Source organism: Spirulina major PCC 6313 (genome assembly GCF_001890765.1).
Classification (GTDB): domain Bacteria; phylum Cyanobacteriota; class Cyanobacteriia; order Cyanobacteriales; family Spirulinaceae; genus Spirulina; species Spirulina major.
The window spans coordinates 820856-839521 of record NZ_KV878783.1 but is presented as its reverse complement, the minus strand read 5'-3'; the positions used below and the strand labels follow the sequence as shown (position 1 = coordinate 839521).

General features: G+C 53.8%; 18 protein-coding genes. 9 read left to right on the top strand and 9 right to left on the bottom strand.

The features are described 5' to 3' along the window. Nucleotides 1–52: 52 nt before the first annotated feature. Nucleotides 53–1009 (top strand): Ycf66 family protein, encoded by a 957-nt coding sequence (locus tag SPI6313_RS22185; RefSeq protein ID WP_084668879.1) that lies wholly within the window; start codon nt 53–55, stop codon nt 1007–1009. 56 nt (nt 1010–1065) lie between these two features. On the opposite strand, the gene SPI6313_RS03800 is transcribed toward SPI6313_RS22185, so the two are convergent. Both SPI6313_RS03800 and SPI6313_RS03795 read right to left on the bottom strand, forming a co-directional pair. Then, nucleotides 1066–2388: an MFS transporter gene (locus SPI6313_RS03800; protein ID WP_217650497.1), complete on the bottom strand. Its 1323-nt coding sequence runs from the start codon at nt 2386–2388 to the stop codon at nt 1066–1068. Nucleotides 2389–2582: 194 nt separating this feature from the next. Next, nucleotides 2583–3485: an SPFH domain-containing protein gene (locus SPI6313_RS03795; RefSeq protein ID WP_072619796.1), complete on the bottom strand. Its 903-nt coding sequence runs from the start codon at nt 3483–3485 to the stop codon at nt 2583–2585. 163 nt (nt 3486–3648) lie between these two features. On the opposite strand from SPI6313_RS03795, the gene SPI6313_RS03790 reads away from it, so the two are divergent. Together SPI6313_RS03790 and SPI6313_RS03785 are read left to right on the top strand one after the other, a co-directional pair. After that, nucleotides 3649–5007, top strand: a complete 1359-nt coding sequence (locus SPI6313_RS03790; RefSeq protein ID WP_072619795.1) for an aminopeptidase P family protein — start codon at nt 3649–3651, stop codon at nt 5005–5007. A gap of 78 nt (nt 5008–5085) precedes the next feature. After that, nucleotides 5086–5538, top strand: a complete 453-nt coding sequence (locus SPI6313_RS03785) for a tellurite resistance TerB family protein (RefSeq protein ID WP_072619794.1) — start codon at nt 5086–5088, stop codon at nt 5536–5538. 110 nt (nt 5539–5648) lie between these two features. Here the strand turns inward: SPI6313_RS03785 and SPI6313_RS03780 are convergent, their stop codons facing one another. The 3 genes from SPI6313_RS03780 to SPI6313_RS03770 form a co-directional block, all read right to left on the bottom strand. Next, nucleotides 5649–6119 carry a hypothetical protein gene (locus SPI6313_RS03780; RefSeq protein ID WP_072619793.1) on the bottom strand — a complete coding sequence of 157 codons (471 nt, stop codon included), beginning with the start codon at nt 6117–6119 and terminating at the stop codon, nt 5649–5651. A 143-nt stretch (nt 6120–6262) separates the two neighbouring features. Beyond that, the gene (locus SPI6313_RS03775) at nt 6263–6637 is read right to left on the bottom strand and encodes a hypothetical protein (protein WP_139276495.1); all 375 of its coding nucleotides are present in this window, start codon (nt 6635–6637) and stop codon (nt 6263–6265) included. A 157-nt stretch (nt 6638–6794) separates the two neighbouring features. Beyond that, complete coding sequence (locus SPI6313_RS03770; RefSeq protein ID WP_217650496.1) at nt 6795–7232, bottom strand: hypothetical protein; 438 nt, start codon at nt 7230–7232, stop codon at nt 6795–6797. Between the two features lie 117 nt (nt 7233–7349). Here SPI6313_RS03770 and SPI6313_RS03765 point away from each other — a divergent pair, with 117 nt between their 5' ends. Beyond that, nucleotides 7350–8531: a ferrochelatase gene (locus tag SPI6313_RS03765; protein ID WP_072619791.1), complete on the top strand. Its 1182-nt coding sequence runs from the start codon at nt 7350–7352 to the stop codon at nt 8529–8531. Nucleotides 8532–9064: 533 nt separating this feature from the next. Here the strand turns inward: SPI6313_RS03765 and SPI6313_RS03760 are convergent. After that, on the bottom strand, nt 9065–9589 hold the full coding sequence (locus SPI6313_RS03760; protein ID WP_072619790.1) for an outer membrane beta-barrel protein: 525 nt from the start codon (nt 9587–9589) through the stop codon (nt 9065–9067). A 440-nt stretch (nt 9590–10029) separates the two neighbouring features. Here SPI6313_RS03760 and mutS point away from each other — a divergent pair, with 440 nt between their 5' ends. Continuing rightward, nucleotides 10030–12663 (top strand): DNA mismatch repair protein MutS, encoded by a 2634-nt coding sequence (mutS, locus tag SPI6313_RS03755; protein ID WP_072619789.1) that lies wholly within the window; start codon nt 10030–10032, stop codon nt 12661–12663. A gap of 477 nt (nt 12664–13140) precedes the next feature. Further along, on the top strand, nt 13141–13524 hold the full coding sequence (gene petE / locus SPI6313_RS03750; protein ID WP_072619788.1) for a plastocyanin: 384 nt from the start codon (nt 13141–13143) through the stop codon (nt 13522–13524). A 94-nt stretch (nt 13525–13618) separates the two neighbouring features. On the opposite strand, the gene SPI6313_RS03745 is transcribed toward petE, so the two are convergent. After that, a complete protein-coding gene (locus SPI6313_RS03745) occupies nt 13619–14224 on the bottom strand; it encodes a PAP/fibrillin family protein (protein WP_072619787.1) in 606 nt (201 codons plus the stop codon). A 179-nt stretch (nt 14225–14403) separates the two neighbouring features. Between SPI6313_RS03745 and SPI6313_RS03740 the strand changes: the two genes are divergently transcribed. After that, nucleotides 14404–14622, top strand: a complete 219-nt coding sequence (locus SPI6313_RS03740; RefSeq protein WP_072619786.1) for a DUF3134 domain-containing protein — start codon at nt 14404–14406, stop codon at nt 14620–14622. Between the two features lie 87 nt (nt 14623–14709). Continuing rightward, the gene (gene mraY / locus SPI6313_RS03735) at nt 14710–15807 is read left to right on the top strand and encodes a phospho-N-acetylmuramoyl-pentapeptide-transferase (protein WP_072619785.1); all 1098 of its coding nucleotides are present in this window, start codon (nt 14710–14712) and stop codon (nt 15805–15807) included. A 348-nt stretch (nt 15808–16155) separates the two neighbouring features. On the opposite strand, the gene SPI6313_RS03730 is transcribed toward mraY, so the two are convergent. Further along, a complete protein-coding gene (locus tag SPI6313_RS03730) occupies nt 16156–16455 on the bottom strand; it encodes a hypothetical protein (protein WP_072619784.1) in 300 nt (99 codons plus the stop codon). 298 nt (nt 16456–16753) lie between these two features. Here SPI6313_RS03730 and SPI6313_RS22710 point away from each other — a divergent pair, with 298 nt between their 5' ends. Next, nucleotides 16754–17095: a hypothetical protein gene (locus tag SPI6313_RS22710; protein WP_139276493.1), complete on the top strand. Its 342-nt coding sequence runs from the start codon at nt 16754–16756 to the stop codon at nt 17093–17095. Nucleotides 17096–17193: 98 nt separating this feature from the next. Here SPI6313_RS22710 and SPI6313_RS03720 read toward each other — a convergent pair whose 3' ends face one another. Beyond that, the gene (locus SPI6313_RS03720; protein WP_072619782.1) at nt 17194–18450 is read right to left on the bottom strand and encodes a DUF3747 domain-containing protein; all 1257 of its coding nucleotides are present in this window, start codon (nt 18448–18450) and stop codon (nt 17194–17196) included. Between the last annotated feature and the right edge of the window lie 216 nt (nt 18451–18666).

The window sequence follows — 18666 nt, the reverse complement described above, 5'->3', positions numbered from 1 at the left end:
TTGTTAGTAGTGGTGTTCCTTGATACCGTCCCTTGTTTACCCCCTTTTCGCTATGCTGGCTCATTTTTTAGCGATCGCCGTTGCCCTCGGTAGCTCTCTTTTTTACCTCGCCGCCTTCTTCTTTCCCGAAATTCACCGCCAACGAGATTTTTTCTGGTGCGGGGTCGGTTGGTTCTATGCCTTGGTGTTGTGGATTTGTGCCGGGCGCATTACCGGCGGCGTGTTACTGGGCCAAACCGCTAGCGTCGCGCTCTTAGGATGGCTTACCTGGCAAACCCTCAGCCTCCGCCGCGCCAAAACCCCCGTCCTGGAACAAACCCCCATCAGCGATGCCACCATCGCCAAAGCCAAAAACGGGTTTGGCCTCGGCCAACTTGTCGATCGCTTCCGCCCCGGTTCCTCCGAGCGTCTCGCCCCTGCCCCTGATCCCGCCTCCTCAGACGCTTCAAAATCTGAACCAGAAAACACCCCAGAGGCAGCAGCACCGACCCCGTCCGACCCGTCAACCCCGACAGAATCCGACCCGCCAGCATCACAAGAATCCGAACCCGCCGCGACAGAATCCGACCCACCAGCATCACAAGAATCCGAACCCGTAGCATCCGACCCACCAGCATCACAAGAATCCGCCGATCCTGTCGATGCGCCCCCTGAACCCGCCGCGACAGAACCCGACCCGCCAGCATCACAAGAATTAGCCGATCCTGTCGATGCGCCCCCTGAACCCACCGCGACAGAACCCACACGGCGAGAGGATCTGATCGTCACAGAACCCGCCCTACTCCATGAAGATCTCAGTCAAGTTCCTGAACCCGATGTAGTGAAAGATCTTGAGGGATTAGGGTTGATTGACGAGCCTGACAGTGAACCGTTTCAGGTCAAGGATGAGGTTGATGAGGGAGCGATCGCCGAGGATGATTCAGACCCCAAGGAACCAGCCCCGGAACCCGATGTCATTGTCGTGAAGGGCGAAGTGGTCAAAGACACTGATCCCGATGCGTGGATTTAGAGACGGACGGAGCCACTCCCCAAGAGCGTCCACCCATTGGCGATCGCGCCTTGAGCTTAACTGAGTTCTGCCTCGGATTCGGGTAGTTCGGCACTGGCGGGATCATGCACACCCACCACACAAACCGAGGCAATCAGGAAGGAAAACCCACCCAGGACAACCACTAACAGATGTTCTTGGTGTAAAAAAGTCTCCATGACCCAACCCAAGCCCAACGCCGCGATGATTTGGGGAATGACGATGCAAGCGTTGAACAGTCCCATATAAATTCCCATTTTGCGGGGTGGCAGGGAGTCGCCCAGGATCGAATAGGGCATGGAAAGCACGCCCGCCCAGGCAATGCCGAAAGTGAGCATAGGCAGAAAAATGAGGTAGGGATCGCGCACCCAATAGAGGGAAATGAGGCTGCTGCCGCCGCAGAAGAGACAAAATCCGTAGGTGAATTTGCGGCTGGTGAATTGGGCGAGGCGGGGGAGGACGAGGGAGGTGAGGAAGCAGGAAAAGTTATAGATCCCGATGCAGATGCCGCCCCATTCGATGCCTTTGGTGTAGAGGGGGGATTGTTCGCTGGTGGCTCCGAAGACTTGGTGAGCGATCGCCGGCGGTAAATATAAAAAGATGCAAAACATCCCCAACCAAGTGAAAAACTGCACCACGGCTAACTCGCGCATCGTTGCGGGAATCTCGCGAATGGTGATGCCGATTTCCTCCACCATGGGGGTCTGCTCTTCGGCCTTGGGTCGGGGGCGGGGGGGATGTTCTTTCGTGTTCAGCACTGTGAACAGCACCGCCGAGAAAAACACTGCCGCCCCAATGTAGTAGGAAAACGTCACCGATGGCGGCACAGTGCCCGTCCCAGTCGTGTCATCGAGCAGATGACTCAGAACCCAGGGACAGAGGGAGGCCAGAACCGCACCACAGCCAATGAAAAAGGACTGCATCGTAAACCCACGGGTGAGATCTTGCTCATTGTCGAGATTGTCGGCGACAAAGGCGCGAAAGGGTTCTGTGGTGAGGTTGATCGAGGTGTCGAGAATCCAAAGGGTTCCGGCGGCCATCCAGAGGCTTGAGGCATTGGGCATGAGAATCAAGGCGATGGAACTGAGCAGAGCGCCGGCCAGGATATAGGGGTGACGGCGACCGAATTTTGTCCAGGTGCGATCGCTGCAATACCCAATAATCGGCTGAGCAATTAAACCGCTGATCGGAGCCGCGAGCCACAAAATCGGAATGTCTTCGGGGTTCGCGCCCAAATATTCATAAATGGCACTGGTATTGGCCATCTGGAGTGTCCAGCCAAATTGAACCCCCACAAAGCCAAAACTCATCGTCCAAAGCTGCCAAAAAGAGGCAGAGGTTTGACCGTTGGATGAAGTCATAAATAAAGATGTCTTTGCCTCTCCTGGCCGGGTTTTCACGCCCAATTCACACCGGAATAAATACGACAAGAGCCACAGACCCGATCGGGGTGTCAAATCCGGCCACCAGAGGCGCAAGGCTAAGCAACAATTATGTCTACCCTATCGCAGAATTTTAATTGGGGGGAAGCGATCGCTCCAAATCCCCCCCCCGATCAAGCCTCATGGGTTGGGGTGTTCGGAGCCGTCGATCCATTCTCCGGCTGCGGCTGCGGCGGATTGGCAGGAGCCACTGCGGGAGATTCAGCGGTGACATCGTGAAACTCTGACGGATTGGCATAGCGATTTTGCCCCATCAAACCATGCATCGCCTCATTCAACGCTTTCGGGTCCATAAACAGCACTTTTGAATTCGGACTACTGCCCAGCTTTTCATTCGCTTCTACATACCGTTGCGCCACCAAAAATTCCAAAACTCGTTTCGCATCGGGTTTCGTTTTCAACACCGCTGATAACAATTCAATGGATTGTACAATCCCTTCCGTTTCCGCAATTTCGGCGCGTTTTTTACTTTCCGCCGCCCGCTCTAACTCCAGGGAATCCATCACATTTTTCGCCGGGGAAATTTCCCGCACCTCAATCCGGGTTACCTTCACCCCCCAATTAGCCGTCGCCTCGTCCAATTGTTCAAGGAGAGATTGATTGATTTTGTCGCGGGATGAATAGGTTTCTTCCAGTTTGAGGCGACCGATCGCCGATCGCAAGGTGGTTAACACCAAGTTCTCAATGGCCTTTTTAATATCCTCCACCACATAAAACGTCCGTTCGAGGTCAATGATTTGCCAATACACCACCGCGTCCACTTTCAGCGAGACGTTATCTTTGGTGATCGCATATTGGGGTTCAATCCCCAGAACTTTTTCGCGGGTGGTTTCTTCGACAACAATGGTTTCTAGAACCGGTAAGACAATGTTTAAGCCGGGATTCAACTTGCGGCTGTACTGACCAAAACGTTCAACGAGGGCTTCGTTGCCTTCGTTGATGATCTTGATCGAGTTCATCAGCGTGAATGCTGTGCCGAGCACCATCGGGACAAAGAGATAAATTAATGATTCCATGGCCGACAGCCTCAACGGATTTGCCTTAGCTTAAGGTATAGCAGAAAAGCGATCGCCCCTTCGGCGATCAGGAAGGGCCGTCATGGGGATCACCTCCGGGAGACTTCCACGGCATAATGCCCGAACTCTGCGGGTTTTGGATGATATCAGCAGCAATAGAACGATGGACTACCCCAGTATTTTGCACGAACGTCGCCGTGACCTAGCGACTCAATTAAGCGATCCTGTCTTGCTGTGGGCCGGGGAAGCCCCGATGCGAAATTTTGCGGCCAATCGGTATCCGTTTCGGGCCAGCAGTTCGTTTCTCTACTTTGCCGGTCAAGCCATTGAGGGGGCGGTGATTGGTCTGATTGAAGGAGATTTAGAACTGTTTTATGATGAACCGCCAGCCAGTGCGGCCCTGTGGCTCGGCGAACTCCCCAGCCGGGCGGTGTTGGCGGCACAGATCGGCGCGGCGGCGCATTTTCCCCTTTCTCAACTGCCGGAACGCTTTCCCCACGGGGCAACGGTGGCGGCCCTCGATCCGGCAACGCGCCAAAAACAAGGGGCCTGTTTGGGGCGGCCAATTTTACCCCTGCCGGACTGCCCGGATTGCGATCGCGCCCTGGCCCAAGCGATTATTACTCTGCGCCTCTGTCATGACGAATGGGCGATCGCAGAACTCCAACAAGCCGCCCAAATCGCCATGGAAGCCCACCTGATCGGCCTGCAAACAATCCCCTACGCGGAAAAAGAAGCCGAAGTGCGCGGCGCGATGGAAGCGATCGTCACCGCCGCCGGGATGGCCACCCCCTACCCCAGCATCGTCACCACCCACGGCGAAATTCTCCACGCCGACACATCCCCCCACCCCCTCAACCCCGGCGATCTGCTGCTGATCGACCTCGGCGCAGAAACTCCCCAAGGCTGGGCCGCTGACATCACCCGCACCCTCCCCGTAACGGGCCGCTTTTCCGAGCGTCAACGGGCGATCTATGAGATTGTCCTCGCTGCCCATGATGCCTGTATTGATGCGATCGCTCCGGGGGTGGAGTTTAGCGACATTCACCGCCTGGCCCTCGACACGATGACGGCGGGCTTGTTGGATCTTGGTGTTTTGCAGGGTACGGGGGAAAAGGTGGACACGTTGGATGTGACGGCGTTGTTTTTTCCCCATGGGGTGGGGCATTTGGTGGGGTTGGATGTTCATGATCTCGAAGAGTTTGGCGATTGGGCGGGCTACGGGTCGGGCCGAACACGGTGCGATCGCCCCAGTTGGCGGTATCTTCGTCTCGATCGCCCCCTCCAAGCGGGCATGGTCGTCACCATTGAACCCGGTTTCTACCAAATCCCCGCCCTCCTCAACGCTGCCACCGCCCAACAAAAGGCCCTGATCAACTGGGATCGCTTGGCGGAATTTGCAGACGTGCGTGGCATCCGCATTGAGGATGAAGTGTGGGTTACGGATACGGGGGCAACGGTGCTGACGGCGGGTTTACCGACGCGGATTGATGCCATTGAAGCGCGAATGGCAGCGGTTTAAAGAACTTAATATTTTGACCATTTTGCCAAACTATCGGCCAGGATAGATTCAATTTTAGATGTTGGAGAGCAGTCACAAATGGGTCTCTTTGATGCGTTTCGCAAAAATGACAGCTTGCAGAAAAGTCAATTAAGCCTTGGCCCGGCGGAAGGGTTTGCCGCCATTATGTTGTTGGTGGTCGCAGCGGACGGGTATTTAGCGGATGATGAGGTGCGGCTGCTTAATATTACGCTGTTACGGATGCGCTTGTTTCGGAGTTATTCCGAAGATGTGATGCGTCGGATGTTTGATAATCTCTGTGGGATTTTGCGCCGGGAGGGTTCGGGGGTGTTGTTTGAGGCGGCGATCGCGACCTTACCCCACGATTTGTATGAAACAGCTTTTGCGATCGCTACCGATCTCGTTCTCGCGGATGGGGAAGTGAGCCAAGAAGAGGAAGACCTCCTCAGCAGTCTCGCCCGCTCTTTCGAGCTTGACCCAACCCTTGTCAATCAAGTCATTCAGGTCATGCTGATTAAAAATCGCGGCTAATCGTTGGATCGAGTCCATCCTAGAGTTGAGCACCTGATCCGCCAATTCCTGCCCATGCCTAATGCTTAAAAACCCTTCAACGGCTAACGTTGAGGGGTTTCAAGATCACACTACCCTTTAATCACGATCTCAATTTGCTCTGGCTCTACACCAAATTGTTTCGCGAGGCCTTCTTTCGCTTGGGCAATGGTGAGCGGGGGAATCGTGTCTAGGGGTGCGATCGCCGGTGTTCGGAGCGATTCAAACGTGAGGGATTCTAAATCAATCCCCAAATCCGCCAACGCCACATAACGCACCGGAAACCGTCCCCCATCCCACGTATCCGGCCGATCAATCGGGGCGTAATCCGTGATGTGGATGGCGTAGCGTGTTTTTTCATGGTCGGGGGTCGGCACTTCTGCTAAATAACTAATCAAGCCCACACAAAACGCCGTCCCTTTCTTTGCCCCTTGGGAATAGCAACAGACCAAATATTTGCAATTGCTGGCCCGCTTTTCATTCAGTGTCCAAGCGTCATCATAATGATTCGCTTTAATGTACTGCTCATCGTGGCTGGTGAAGGTGAGTAGAGTATCTTCCATACAATGTTTATCGCGAATGAATATAACCGATTGGGTAATCCCGTGGTTTGGCTGTCCGCTAAGTCATGGGGTCGGATCGCAGAGCAGCCAAGCTCACAGCATTACCGAATGATGTTCTGACAGTTTTACAACCATCGTTATGCCTAGAGGGTTTCAAACCTCAGGGAGGCAGGATCAATGCCTAAGTCCTGCAAGTTCACATAGCGCACAGGATTTTGACCACCATCCCAAACATTAGGCAGATGAATAGGGGCATACTCGCTGATGCAGATGGCATACCGTGTTTTTGCATCTTCAGGATTTTTGGCTTGGATCTGGCTCACCCGGCCCACACAGAATGCTGTTCCTTTGTGCGCCCCTTGGGAATGACAACACACCAAGTATTGGCACTGGCTGGCCCGCTCTGCGCTCAGCACCCACGCATCATCATACTGATTGGTTTTAATGTACTGCTCATCGTGGCCGGTAAAGGTGAGTAGAGTATCTTCCATTGTCTTTTGATAGTTTGCGAATGTCATGGGTGAATCTCTTGTTTAGTATGAATATAGAATAGCGTAAGAATTTTTAAATTGTCAATAGATTAACTATAGTTTTTGAATAGATTCTGAATTAACCGCCTTAAGGGTGGCGTTAGTTTGGGCTAGAGACGATTCCCCGATCCTTGGCCCCAGTTCATCAATGTAGGGCGAGGAGTTGGGCGATAAAGGCGATCGCACTCAGTCGCTCCCGTTGCCCCCAACCCTGTTCAACCCAGCCCTGCACCTGGGCAGGATTGGCCCACAGTTCCAAATGCTCCACCGGCGGATCGGCGTAGAAATTGCGCGACCCCATCCCTAGGGGGAACGATTGCCAATGGGTCGTCCAGTCGTGACTGAGGCGATAGATCGGGAAATCCCCCACCAGCGGCACACCCCAGCCATCGAGGGCGATCAGTTGGGTAATGGTTCCCCCCTGTTGTTGCCAGCGGTGGGCAGCAGCGATCGCACCCACCACCCCCGCACTAAAACCGATCAATGTGATGGGATCAGGATTCCTGTGGGTTTTGAGAAATTCAACGATTTTGCCGCCATCGTAGGGGGCGATCGTCCCAGTCGGAACTGTCAGCAGATCCAAGTCAGCAAATCTAGATAAATCCTGAAGATTGGCTCGAAATTGGGCTGTCCCCCCTGGGGGGTTAAAGCCAGGACAGAGTAAGATCAAGGACAATGGAACCCTACCTACGAAAATACTGTGGTTGCAACTCCGGAAAAATCTCAACAAACTCCTCTGACCGAATCTGACAGCGATCGCGTTGCCGTCCTGCTCATGGGCTACGGTGAAGTTGAAAGCTACGAAGACTTTGCCAACTATAACGAACAAGCCCTCAACCTGCTAACGGCCAAATTCGCCCCCGTCCCCACCTGGCTTTATCCGCCCCTCGCGAAACTCCTAGCCATCTTCGACCTCCACGAATGGAGCCATCAGCATGGCCAATTTGTCTCGCCCCATAACCATATTTTTGAACACCAACGGGCGGGCATTGAGCGCGAACTGAAACAGACCTGGGGCGATCGCATCAAAGTCTTCAAAGCCTTTAACTTCTGCGCCCCCTATCTCCCAGAGCAAGTCCTCGCCCAAATTAAAGCGGAAGGCTTCACCAAGCTGCTGATTTATCCCCTCCTCGTGGTGGATTCCATCTTCACCAGCGGCATCGCCGTCGAACAGGTTAACGATGCCCTCACCAAACTCGACACCCAACGCGAAGGCTGGCTCGACGGCACGCGCTACATTCCCTCGTTCTACAACGAACCCGACTACATCGATCTCTTGGCCCGGATGGTGGAATCCAAAATCCGCCAAGACCTCGAAGTCGCTCACCTCCCCTCGCAAACCGGGATCATCCTGCTCAACCACGGCTGCCCTCACAAGGCCAAAGGCTTCACCTCCGGCATCATGGAAAGCGAAGCCCTCTACGAAGCCGTGCGGGCGAAATTGATCAATAAATACCCGCTGATTTCCGTCGGCTGGCTCAATCACGACACCCCCTTAATTGACTGGACGCAACCCAACGCCGAGTTGGCCGCCAAGAACTTAATTGATCTCGGCGCGACTGCGATCGTAATGATGCCCATCGGGTTCGCCACGGAAAACCACGAAACCATCCTCGACGTTGACCACATCACCAGCGGCCTCAAACGCACCGCCCCCCACGTCACCTACGTGCGGATGCCCTGCGTCAACGACCACCCGGAATTTATGGCGATGGCGGCCCGTTGGGCTAACCCCCAAATCGAAGCCCTGCTCAACGAAACCGCAGCGGCTCAAAACGCCCCCCTGACCTTCATTCCCAAACTCTACGAAGATCACGGGCACAGCCACGGCCACGACCACAGTCACGACCACAGTCACGACCACGACCATCACCACCACTAACGGAGGTTTCGACTCCCTGACTATCCCCCACACGGGGGATTTTTTTGGGGGTTGGGGTGCGATCGCCCTCCAACCCCAACAGCCTATGGAACTTCAGCAATCAATCCGGTAATTCTGTAGTGCGAGCATCTTGCTCGCTACGCATAGCTCTGTAGCGTCTTGCTCGCTACGCATAGCTCTGTAGCATCTTGCTCGCTACGCATAGCTCTGTAGCGTCTTGCTCGCTACGCATAGCTCTGTAGCATCTTGCTCGCTACGCATAGCTCTGTAGCGTCTTGCTCGCTACGCATAGCTCTGTAGCATCTTGCTCGCTACGCATAGCTCTGTAGCATCTTGCTCGCTACGATAACCACAGGTTGAGAGCATTTTCAATGACCGGATTCAATGCTTAACCCCTTGTGATGAGAAATTGCGATTATCGTTGAACCATTCGGCGGCTAAACAAGAAAAAACCGAGCAATGCTCGGTTTCTAGATTTGGGAGAGTTATGATGTTCAAGGACAGCGGAGAAATTCGCAGGGGAATGATGTCAATTAAAAGCGGTAACCAACACCAGCTTGGAAACTGAGGGCATCGGCTGAACTGTTTTCGTAGGCATTAATGCCCCATTTGCCATCACCATAGACCACAATATTTTCCGCCACTTGGGATTCACCGCCCACCGTAACCATGAAGGAATCACGATTCCCTAAGGGGCTGGGTTGACCGTCTGCTTCAACGAATGAATACCCCGCACCCACATAGACATTTGTATTTTGAGCAACGGGCAGATCGTAGGACACCATCGGCATAATTGCGCTGGTTTCTTCACCGAATAAAATCGCGCCCCGCACCGAAACCGGTGTGTCTTCAATTTGATAACGCCCTTGGATATTTCCACCTAGATTCGCTGCATCTCCGTTTTGACCACCGTTGGTCACGCCAGCAGATAAACCACCGCCAATATAGGCCGCATCGGTTCCTTTTTCGACGGACTGAGCGTGGGCAAATTGACCGGAAAAGAGAAGGGTAGAGAGGGTGGCGAGCATGACGGTGGAGTGGAAGAGTACGCTTTTCATGATTGAGGCTCCTGGTCTTTACTGTTGATTGTGTTGTGTTCTCGTTTTTGTTCGAGATGTGTGTATTGACCAGTTAAGCGAATCCAAGTTCCAAAAACCCACGGTTTACCGGCCACTTTTAGAAGTGGTACAGATTCGCCCCCCAAGGCGATATTTCTGCATACATTAGACTAGAGAACATCTCGAAAATTAGTGGTAATGATTAGCCCAACTTCGCTTCATTTTGATCACTAATCATCCGCAATCTTCACTATATTTCTATCACTTTGATTCCTGATCATTTCCGATCAAAATGATGGTTTGCGGGGCTGGCTATTCCTGAACTTAGGGATGTCTATACTCCAGGGTGCGATCGCACAGCATGGCGATCGCACCCAATCCGGCTAAGCGTAGGGAGAAATGGCACAATGGATAGACGTTTGCATCCTGCCGATTGACCTATGACTGCTGTGTCTAAAACCTCGTCCCCTGCCCACGAACCCCACGGTGATTATCGAGGGCTAGACCGGGCTAAGCTGTCGCCGATGATGCAGCACTATATTGATGTGAAAGAGCAGTATCCCCAGGCGTTGTTGCTGTATCGGGTGGGGGATTTTTTTGAATGCTTCTTTCAAGATGCAGTGACGATCGCCCAAGAATTAGAACTGGTGCTCACCAGTAAGGAAGGGGGCAAGGAGATCGGACGGGTGCGGATGACGGGTGTGCCCCACCATGCCCTCGAACGGTATAGCGCGATGCTGGTGGAAAAAGGCTATGCGATCGCCATCTGTGACCAAGTGGAAGATGCGGCCCAGGCGGCGGCGGAAAAGCGGATGGTGCGGCGTGAAGTGCAGCAATTGCTCACACCGGGGACACTCACCGAGGAAGGAATGCTGACGGCGCGGCGCAATAATTTCCTCGCGGCGGTGGTGATGGTCAAACACCATTGGGGGTTAGCCTACGCAGACATTACCACGGGGGAATTTTTCACCACCCAAAGCCAGGGGATGGCGGCGCTGGGGATGGAGTTGGAGCGATTGCACCCATCAGAGGTGCTGCTACCTACCGATGCGCCGGATGTGGGGCGGTTGTTGCGACCGGGGCAACAGAGCGAGTTGATCCCGCCGGAACTGCCGACGGACTTGTGTTATACGACGCGATCGCAGCGCTATTTCAACGCCACCGAAGCCCGCAACCGTATTTTAGAAACCTTTCGCCTCAGTTCCTTAGAAGGGATTGGCTGTGCAGGGAAAACTCTGGCGGTACGGGTGGCGGGGGGATTGCTGGAATATATCGAAGACACCCAAAAAGAGCGACACATCCCGCTCCAACCGCTGAAAACCTATGCCCTGACGGATTATCTGGTGCTGGATTCCCAAACACGGCGGAATTTGGAGTTAATGGAGACGGTGCGCGATCGCACTTTTACCGGGTCGCTGCTCTGGGCCTTGGATCACACCAATACCGCCATGGGGGGGCGGGCGTTGCGGCGGTGGTTTCTCGAACCATTGCTCGATCAGCGCGGCATCATCGCCCGTCAAGACACGATCGCGGAAATTCTCGCCAACAACACCCTGCGCACCACCCTCAAAGAAGAATTGCGGCAATTTTATGACCTGGAGCGTCTCAGCGGGCGGGCGGCAGCCGAGCGGGCCAATGCGCGGGAATTGGTGAATCTGGCGGATTCCCTCGTGCGTCTATCGCAACTGTCAGAACTGGCGAACCAAGGTCAATCCCCCTACCTGAAAGCCCTTCACCAAATCCCGCCAGCATTGGAGCAGGTGGGGCGGCATATTTTGGATCGGATTGTGGACGCGCCACCGCTGCATATTAAGGACGGGGGCGTGATTCGGGAGGGGATTGATCCGCGCTTGGATGAGCGTCGTCAGCAGTTGAACGCCGATCAGCAATGGTTGGCGGCGTTGGAGGTGAGCGAGCGCGATCGCACCGGGGTAAACAAGCTCAAGGTGGGCTATAACAAGACCTTTGGGTATTATCTGAGTCTGCCGCGATCGCAAGCTGCCGCCGCCCCCGACAACTACACCCGCAAACAAACCCTCGCCAACGAAGAACGCTACATCACCCCGGAACTCAAGGAACGCGAAACCCGCATCCTCACCGCCCAAGATGATCTCAACGACATTGAATATGAGATTTTCCAGGAGTTGCGATCGCTGATCGGCTCCCACGCCCAGGGCATCCGCGACATTGCCAAAGCCGTCGCCGCCCTCGATGTTTTAGTCGGTCTCGCGGACGTGGCCCTAGAGCAGGGCTATTGTCGCCCCGAAATTACCACCGGCCGCGAGATTGAGATCGTCGCCGGACGGCATCCGGTCGTGGAAAAACGGATTAAGCGGGAATTTTTCGTCCCCAATTCCACCCACATCGGTTATGACCCGGACAACAGCGATCGCCCCGATCTGATCATCCTCACCGGCCCCAACGCCAGCGGCAAAAGCTGCTATCTCCGTCAAGTGGGGCTGATTCAAATCATGGCGCAAACCGGGAGTTTCGTCCCAGCAACCCAAGCGCGGTTGGGAATTTGCGATCGCGTCTTTACCCGCGTCGGTGCCGTCGATGACCTCGCCACCGGCCAATCCACCTTCATGGTGGAAATGAATGAAACCGCCAACATCCTCAACCACGCCACCGCCCAATCCCTCGTCCTCCTCGACGAAATCGGGCGCGGCACGGCCACCTTTGACGGCCTCTCCATCGCCTGGTCTGTGGCGGAATATCTCGCCCAAACCCTCCGCGCCCGCACCATTTTCGCCACCCACTACCACGAACTCAACGAACTCGAAACCCTCCTCAAAAACGTCAAAAACTATCAAGTCACCGTCAAGGAACTTCCCGACAAAATCATCTTTCTCCACCAAGTCCAACCCGGCGGCGCTGACCGTTCCTACGGCATCGAAGCGGGCCGCTTAGCGGGTCTCCCCGATGTGGTCATTCAACGGGCGGAACAAGTGATGGCCCAAATCGAAAAACACAGTAAAATCGCCGTCGGCCTCCGCAAAGGCAACCCCAAACGTAAATCCACCCCCGCCCCCAAAGCCAACCCCACCCCCGAACAACTCGACATTTTCGGTTAATCGACAGCTTGAGATCTGAGTGCTCCATCCTCTGTAGTGCGGGCATCTTGCCCGCTGGGATTTAGAAAAACTTGCCCGCTGGGATTTAGAAAAACTTGCCCGCTGGGATTTAGAAAAACTTGCCCGCTGGGATTTAGACCAAACAGGGAGCAGGATGCTCCCACTCCCTGCAAAATTCATCCTCTGTCGTGCGGGCATCTTGCCCGCTGGGATTTAGAAAAACTTGCCCGCTGGGATTTAGACCAAACAGGGAGCAGGATGCTCCCACTCCCTGCAAACTTCAGATTTTGTCGTACATTTCAACGTTTGTCCGGTACTTAAGGATTGAGCTAGGCTGATGCTGAGATTTAGGGCCTCAATTAAGATTGCAGGGATTTTTCGCGAACACTCAAGTTTTTCTGAGCGTAAGACTGGTTTTACAGGCCGTCGAGGTTATAGAATCAAAACAGACTTAACTTTGACACCCTGTAGAAATTCATGCTCAAGAAACTCGGTTTAATTCTTTCCACTGTTTTACTCGTCGTTGCAAGCTTCGCCCTCACCGCTCAACCAGCGGCAGCAGCAGAATACACGGTGAAAATGGGTGCAGACAGCGGCCTCTTGAAATTTGACCCTGAAACTCTCACCATCGAGTCAGGCGATACCGTTAAGTTTGTCATGAACAAACTTGGCCCCCACAACGCAGTGTTCGGAAAAGGCCCTGATGGTGCTGCCCTGTCGAAACTGTCCAAAGATCAGTTACTGTTTTCCCCTGGTGAATCCTACACCTCCGACTTTAGCGGTGCTCCGGCTGGTGAATATGAATATTATTGCCAGCCCCATAGAGCCGCAGGTATGGTCGCCAAGATTATCGTTAAATAATCAAGACTACGGGCTACCTGTAGCTCATCGCTGCATTTCCAAAAAAAAACTCCCTCCTGGTGGGGGAGTTTTTCATGATCTGTCTTGCGGTGGATCATCCGCTACGGCTGAGGGTAGTGTCTTTGGTTAAGACGAAAACGCTGCCTTCATTACCCCGGTTGATCCGCAATGTTTCATCTAGGTAGGTGATGTCGATCCAGCCTTGGCGATCGCGATTACTGATGTCGAAGTCAAGGGGGGGGAATTTTTGACCGCTTTCCAGTTGTTGGATGATTTCGTTGGGGGATTCGTAACGGAGTAGGCGCTGGAGTCCGATGATCGAGCGTTCAAACTGAACCGTGACCCGACGTTCTGAAACGGGTTCAAAGTGCGCCAGGACACAGACAAGACCTTCGAGCCAGGGCACGCCGATGAGTTCCGCAATGTTGTAGACCCGTTGGGTTTCGGTGCGAAGACATTGATAAATTTGCCCCAGTTGAAAGAGGGGAAAGCGATCAATACCGAGCAGTTCTCGACTGGTGGTGTAGAGTAATCGCCAGTTGCCATCAAGGAGTTGCGCCGCTTCGGTGGGCCGGGAGGTGGGGTTTTCGTCTTCGAGTTTGGCGATCGCTTCTAGAATTGCCACCCGATCGAGTTCCTGCGTCAGTAAGCCGCGATTTTTACCTGCGATCGCACTGAGCAAACTTGCCTTATGATCCATAAAATTGCCACCCTCTCCAATGATTCAGCAACTGTACAAAACAACGAACCAAACTCACCCTCTCAATCGTGCCAGATCCTGCCATCATTGCTTTTAATCGCTGGCGTTTTCCCGTACACTGGTGAGTATTTAGCCTAAGTATTCAGATTCGTTACCGTTTCTATTATCTCAGTATAGCGATGCAAAACCCTGCTCTCCGCCAAGAACCCCGCTACGAACCCGCTTCCGTTATTCCCCTCAAGCAAGGTGAATCGCTCCTCTATTGGCTAGAGTCCAACGGCCGTCTGCTGCCCCGTGAAGGCATCCTGGAGGATGATACCCTCGAAGATTCCGAAGAAGAAATTGCAGAATTGATGGACGCAGAAGATGATGACGATGATGATGATTTAGACGATTAATCGCAATAACTGTGGGTTATCAGGAACGCCGGATGACCCCGATGATATTAATTGATTGTGATTCATTGATTGTGGTGTGTTGAAGTTGTGGACGCAAAATTAGAGTCAAGAACCAGTCTGAGAAACCCATCGGGAAAAGTGTTGCTCCTGTTGCTGGCCGTGCTTGTGGGCGGTATGGGTCTGAGCTACGACGCGATCGCCGGGCAATTCGGGCAATGGCAGCAATCCTTAGCGTTGCCGATGTTGGTTTGTGCAGTGGGCAGTGCTCTCCTAGGGCATGGCTTAATCCCCATTTTGCGCCGCCTCAAAGCCAGCCAAATTATCCAAGAAGACGGCCCCCAAACCCATCTGAAGAAAGTGGGAACCCCCACCATGGGCGGTCTATCGTTTGTGCCGTTGGTGGTGGCGGTGGCGTGGCTCTGGTCGGGGTTCGACGGTAATGCGATCGCCGTGGGTGTGATTACCCTGTTTTACGCATTACTGGGCTGGGTGGATGATTGGGAAATTCTCCGCCGCAAATCCAATAAAGGTCTCACGCCGCGCATGAAATTGATCTGGCAGATCAGCGGTGCGATCGCCTTTTGCCTGTGGATGAGTCAAACCCAACCCGCTGACATCACCACGATTTCCCTCAGCGCCGGCTGGGTTTTACCCCTCGGCATCGTGTTTTGGCCCATCGCCGTATTTGTGTTCACCGCCGAAAGCAACGCCACCAACATCACCGATGGGGTGGATGGCTTAGCCAGTGGCACGGCTGCGATCGCTCTCATGGGCCTCGCCATCCTCATCGCCCCCACCTACCCCGCCCTCGCCCTCTTCTGTGCCTGCTTCAGTGGCGGCTGTCTCGGCTTTGTGGTTCATAACCACAACCCCGCCCGCGTCTTCATGGGCGACACCGGCTCCCTCGCCCTCGGTGGCACCTTAGCTGCCGTCGGTCTGCTCAGCCACAGTCTTTGGGGGCTTTTTCTCCTCAGTGGTCTATTTTTTGTCGAATCCCTATCAGTCATCGCCCAAGTCAGCTACTACAAAGCCACCAAAGGCCCCGACGGCAAAGGCAAACGCCTCTTAAAAATGGCCCCCATTCATCACCATCTCGAACTCAGCGGCTGGAGTGAAACCCAAATCGTCGGCGTGTTTTATCTCTGTTGCTTTGCCATGGTGTTGTTAGCCTTCTTGATTACCTAGATCCTGAGTACAGGACAAAAAATCAGGCTTGGGCTGAAACCCTGATGATTTCGTAGGTTGGGGAGAACAATAGCAAAATCCAACACGCTCCCTAAAAATCCATAGTCTGTAGTGCGGGCATCTTGCCCGCTGGAATTAGACAAAATAGGGAGCAGGATGCTCCCACCCCATCAAAATCAAGATTCCGCCGTACATTTCAACGTTTGTTCTGTACTCAGACGTAGATCAACCTTGCATCGTCCACAGCATAATGCAAAGAAATCAAAAAAAAGGGGGACTGAATCCCCTTTTTTTGTTACTCTTTTGCTGTTCAATGGGCTATCAAAACGCCAGTCATGGAACTGATTGTTAAGCCAATTGCTTATCAGAGCCAATCGTAAATGAAGTAATTTGATTGCGCAGGATAAAAATTTTAATCCGTTGCACAACCCGCAATTTTGCTAACGGAACTTCCAGCAACGCCCGATTCGCCAGCACTGCATTAACAATGGTTTGATCCGGGCAGCGGATATGCAAGACCCCCCAACGCCGCACGATCTGACAGTGTGATAAACAGCGAAGTTGATCGAGTTCCTGTTGATTTTCCCGATAAAAATCCCAAATGAGTTGGGTGAGTTGTGACGGCTTCTGACTCCTGAGCTTTCCCATGACTTGGTGACAAATAATGGCAACTAATGGCAACTTCACTTTTATTGAAACCCAAGATTTCCAGGATTCTCAGAATTGCAAGAAGACTTTACTTTATATTTCTTCATAAACCAGGACTTGCATGATGGGCTGTTCTAGTGCTCCTGTCGCCTCAAGAGAATGGGAGTATTTTCCGGACAAGACAGCTAGGCCAATGGTCACGTTTTTAAATGAACCGTCAGACTCAGGCGATCGCGCCCACAGTTTCCGATACTGAAACGGTAGCTAAACAATATCGCTCCGGAGTCAAGAAAACACCATGAAACGCACGTTCTTCGCCCTCATCACCCTTGCCACCGTCGTCATCCCCACCACCGTCTTCGCCGTCCCTCAAACCGATTTCCCACTGGCCCAACGGACTAATCAAGAACGCCCCCAACGTCCTGATCCTGACCGTCCCGATCCTGACGGCGATCGCCAACGTCCCGACCGTGAGCGTCCTGATGGAGAACGCCCCCAGCGTCCTGATCCTGACTGTCCTGATCCTGACCGGGAACGCCCCCAACGTCCTGATCCTGACCGTCCTGATCCTGATGGCGATCGCCAACGTCCCGAACGCCCTAACCGTGAGCGTCCCGATCCTGATGCGCCCACCCAATAAGCGAAGCATTTAAACTCCCTACGAAAAAGGCTCTGAGCGTGATCATTCAGAGCCTTTTTTAATGAATGAACCCTCAAGGAGGTGAGAGCGATGCGCGATTATTGGCCGTTGCGGACGCAGTTATACATGCGCAAGGTCGCAGCGGCGGCATAGTTACGGAGGGCGGGAGAGTTGGGCTGGAATTGTGTGCCCTGTTCATTGACGGGACTCGCCACACCGCAATAGCCGGACATTTCCGAGATCAGCGATCGCGCCCAGTGGGTACTCGTATCCGAGAAAGCAAACGGGTTTTGGGTTTGTCCCAACGTCGCCGCCGTTCCCCTTTGGGTCTTCGCATATTCCGCCGCTTTCTTCATGATCACCATCAATTCAGCGCGGGTCACTGCTTGGGACGGTCGGAAATTCCCATCTGGATACCCCGTCACAATCCCGCTGGCTTTCGCCCATTGAATCTTCGCCGCACTCCAACGATTCGTCGCCACATCCGGGAACGGAGCCGCATTCACTTGAGTGGGAGCATTGGGGTTCACATCCGGCAATGCACCCATGGCATCGAGCACCATTGACACCACTTGCTCACGGGTTAAGGCGCTTTGGGGTCGGAAGGTGTTGTCTTCTAAGAACCCAGAAATGAAGCCGACCCGCACGGCGGCTTCGATTTCGCTGCGATAAATATCGCCACTGATATCGCGAAAGGTGGGTGTAGGAGTAGGTGTTGGAGTGGGCGTGGGTGTTGGGGTGGGCGTGGGTGTTGGGGTGGGCGTTGGGGTGGGCGTTGGGGTTGGGGGGGTGGTGACGGTTCCGTCGTTGGTGAAGTAAAGATGCCCTAAGACTTTACCTTCATAGGTGCGACGGGTGAAACGCCAACCGGGTTGCAGGTACAGTTTATGATTTTGACCCGCACTCACGCCGCCCGTCCGAGCGATGAGAATTTCTTGCAAACCGGCGCGGCTACCGATGCGGGGTGTGCCGAGCAACATCAGTTCACCATTGCGCTCGATAATGCGCAAGAGATATTCAAGGGCAAAGTCTTCGCCGTTAATGCGGATCGAGTAGCCGTTACTGTCGGAGGAGCGTTTACAACTGCCGCTAAAGTCGAAGGTTGTCCAGAGGGGGTTAATGATCGTGGGGTTTGTTCCTGTTTCGCCCCAGCATTGGGTGCGGTTGGGGATTTGTTCCATGACAATCAAGCTGTATTGATTGCCTCCGAAGGGAGTGGCGATCGCAGCAAAGGCATTGGGGTCGGTCACTTCCTGTTGGCCAAAGAGCGCAGCGCGAGCAGAATGTACTCCTAATGTGAGTGTGAGGGCAGCCGTTGTGAAGGCTGCAAATTTAAGCGGTCGTATTAACGTCATACCAATTCTCCTGTAACTTGCCGCTGTGGCAATGGCAATCAGATTGTCCTACATTTTCCGGGGGCTAGTCTGAAGAAGTTTAGGAATGTTATGGAGTTCCCGCCGGTTCGGTTTTTGTGGGTGGGGTTGTATCACGGCACGCTGTTCGGAGGGCCTGGGTGTCGCTATAGTGAAGAGCGATCGCCCACCAGTGTGGCGGCTTCCTCTCCTCCATTC

What these genes read in the sequence shown, in the direction of transcription:
- SPI6313_RS22185 (WP_084668879.1), top strand. Translation starts at nt 53, where the DNA reads ATGCTGGCTCATTTTTTAGCGATCGCCGTTGCCCTCGGTAGCTCTCTT.
- SPI6313_RS03800 (WP_217650497.1), bottom strand. Translation starts at nt 2,388, where the DNA reads ATGACTTCATCCAACGGTCAAACCTCTGCCTCTTTTTGGCAGCTTTGG.
- SPI6313_RS03795 (WP_072619796.1), bottom strand. Translation starts at nt 3,485, where the DNA reads ATGGAATCATTAATTTATCTCTTTGTCCCGATGGTGCTCGGCACAGCA.
- SPI6313_RS03790 (WP_072619795.1), top strand. Translation starts at nt 3,649, where the DNA reads ATGGACTACCCCAGTATTTTGCACGAACGTCGCCGTGACCTAGCGACT.
- SPI6313_RS03785 (WP_072619794.1), top strand. Translation starts at nt 5,086, where the DNA reads ATGGGTCTCTTTGATGCGTTTCGCAAAAATGACAGCTTGCAGAAAAGT.
- SPI6313_RS03780 (WP_072619793.1), bottom strand. Translation starts at nt 6,119, where the DNA reads ATGGAAGATACTCTACTCACCTTCACCAGCCACGATGAGCAGTACATT.
- SPI6313_RS03775 (WP_139276495.1), bottom strand. Translation starts at nt 6,637, where the DNA reads ATGACATTCGCAAACTATCAAAAGACAATGGAAGATACTCTACTCACC.
- SPI6313_RS03760 (WP_072619790.1), bottom strand. Translation starts at nt 9,589, where the DNA reads ATGAAAAGCGTACTCTTCCACTCCACCGTCATGCTCGCCACCCTCTCT.
- mutS (WP_072619789.1), top strand. Translation starts at nt 10,030, where the DNA reads ATGACTGCTGTGTCTAAAACCTCGTCCCCTGCCCACGAACCCCACGGT.
- petE (WP_072619788.1), top strand. Translation starts at nt 13,141, where the DNA reads ATGCTCAAGAAACTCGGTTTAATTCTTTCCACTGTTTTACTCGTCGTT.
- SPI6313_RS03745 (WP_072619787.1), bottom strand. Translation starts at nt 14,224, where the DNA reads ATGGATCATAAGGCAAGTTTGCTCAGTGCGATCGCAGGTAAAAATCGC.
- SPI6313_RS03740 (WP_072619786.1), top strand. Translation starts at nt 14,404, where the DNA reads ATGCAAAACCCTGCTCTCCGCCAAGAACCCCGCTACGAACCCGCTTCC.
- SPI6313_RS03730 (WP_072619784.1), bottom strand. Translation starts at nt 16,455, where the DNA reads ATGGGAAAGCTCAGGAGTCAGAAGCCGTCACAACTCACCCAACTCATT.
- SPI6313_RS22710 (WP_139276493.1), top strand. Translation starts at nt 16,754, where the DNA reads ATGAAACGCACGTTCTTCGCCCTCATCACCCTTGCCACCGTCGTCATC.
- SPI6313_RS03720 (WP_072619782.1), bottom strand. Translation starts at nt 18,450, where the DNA reads ATGACGTTAATACGACCGCTTAAATTTGCAGCCTTCACAACGGCTGCC.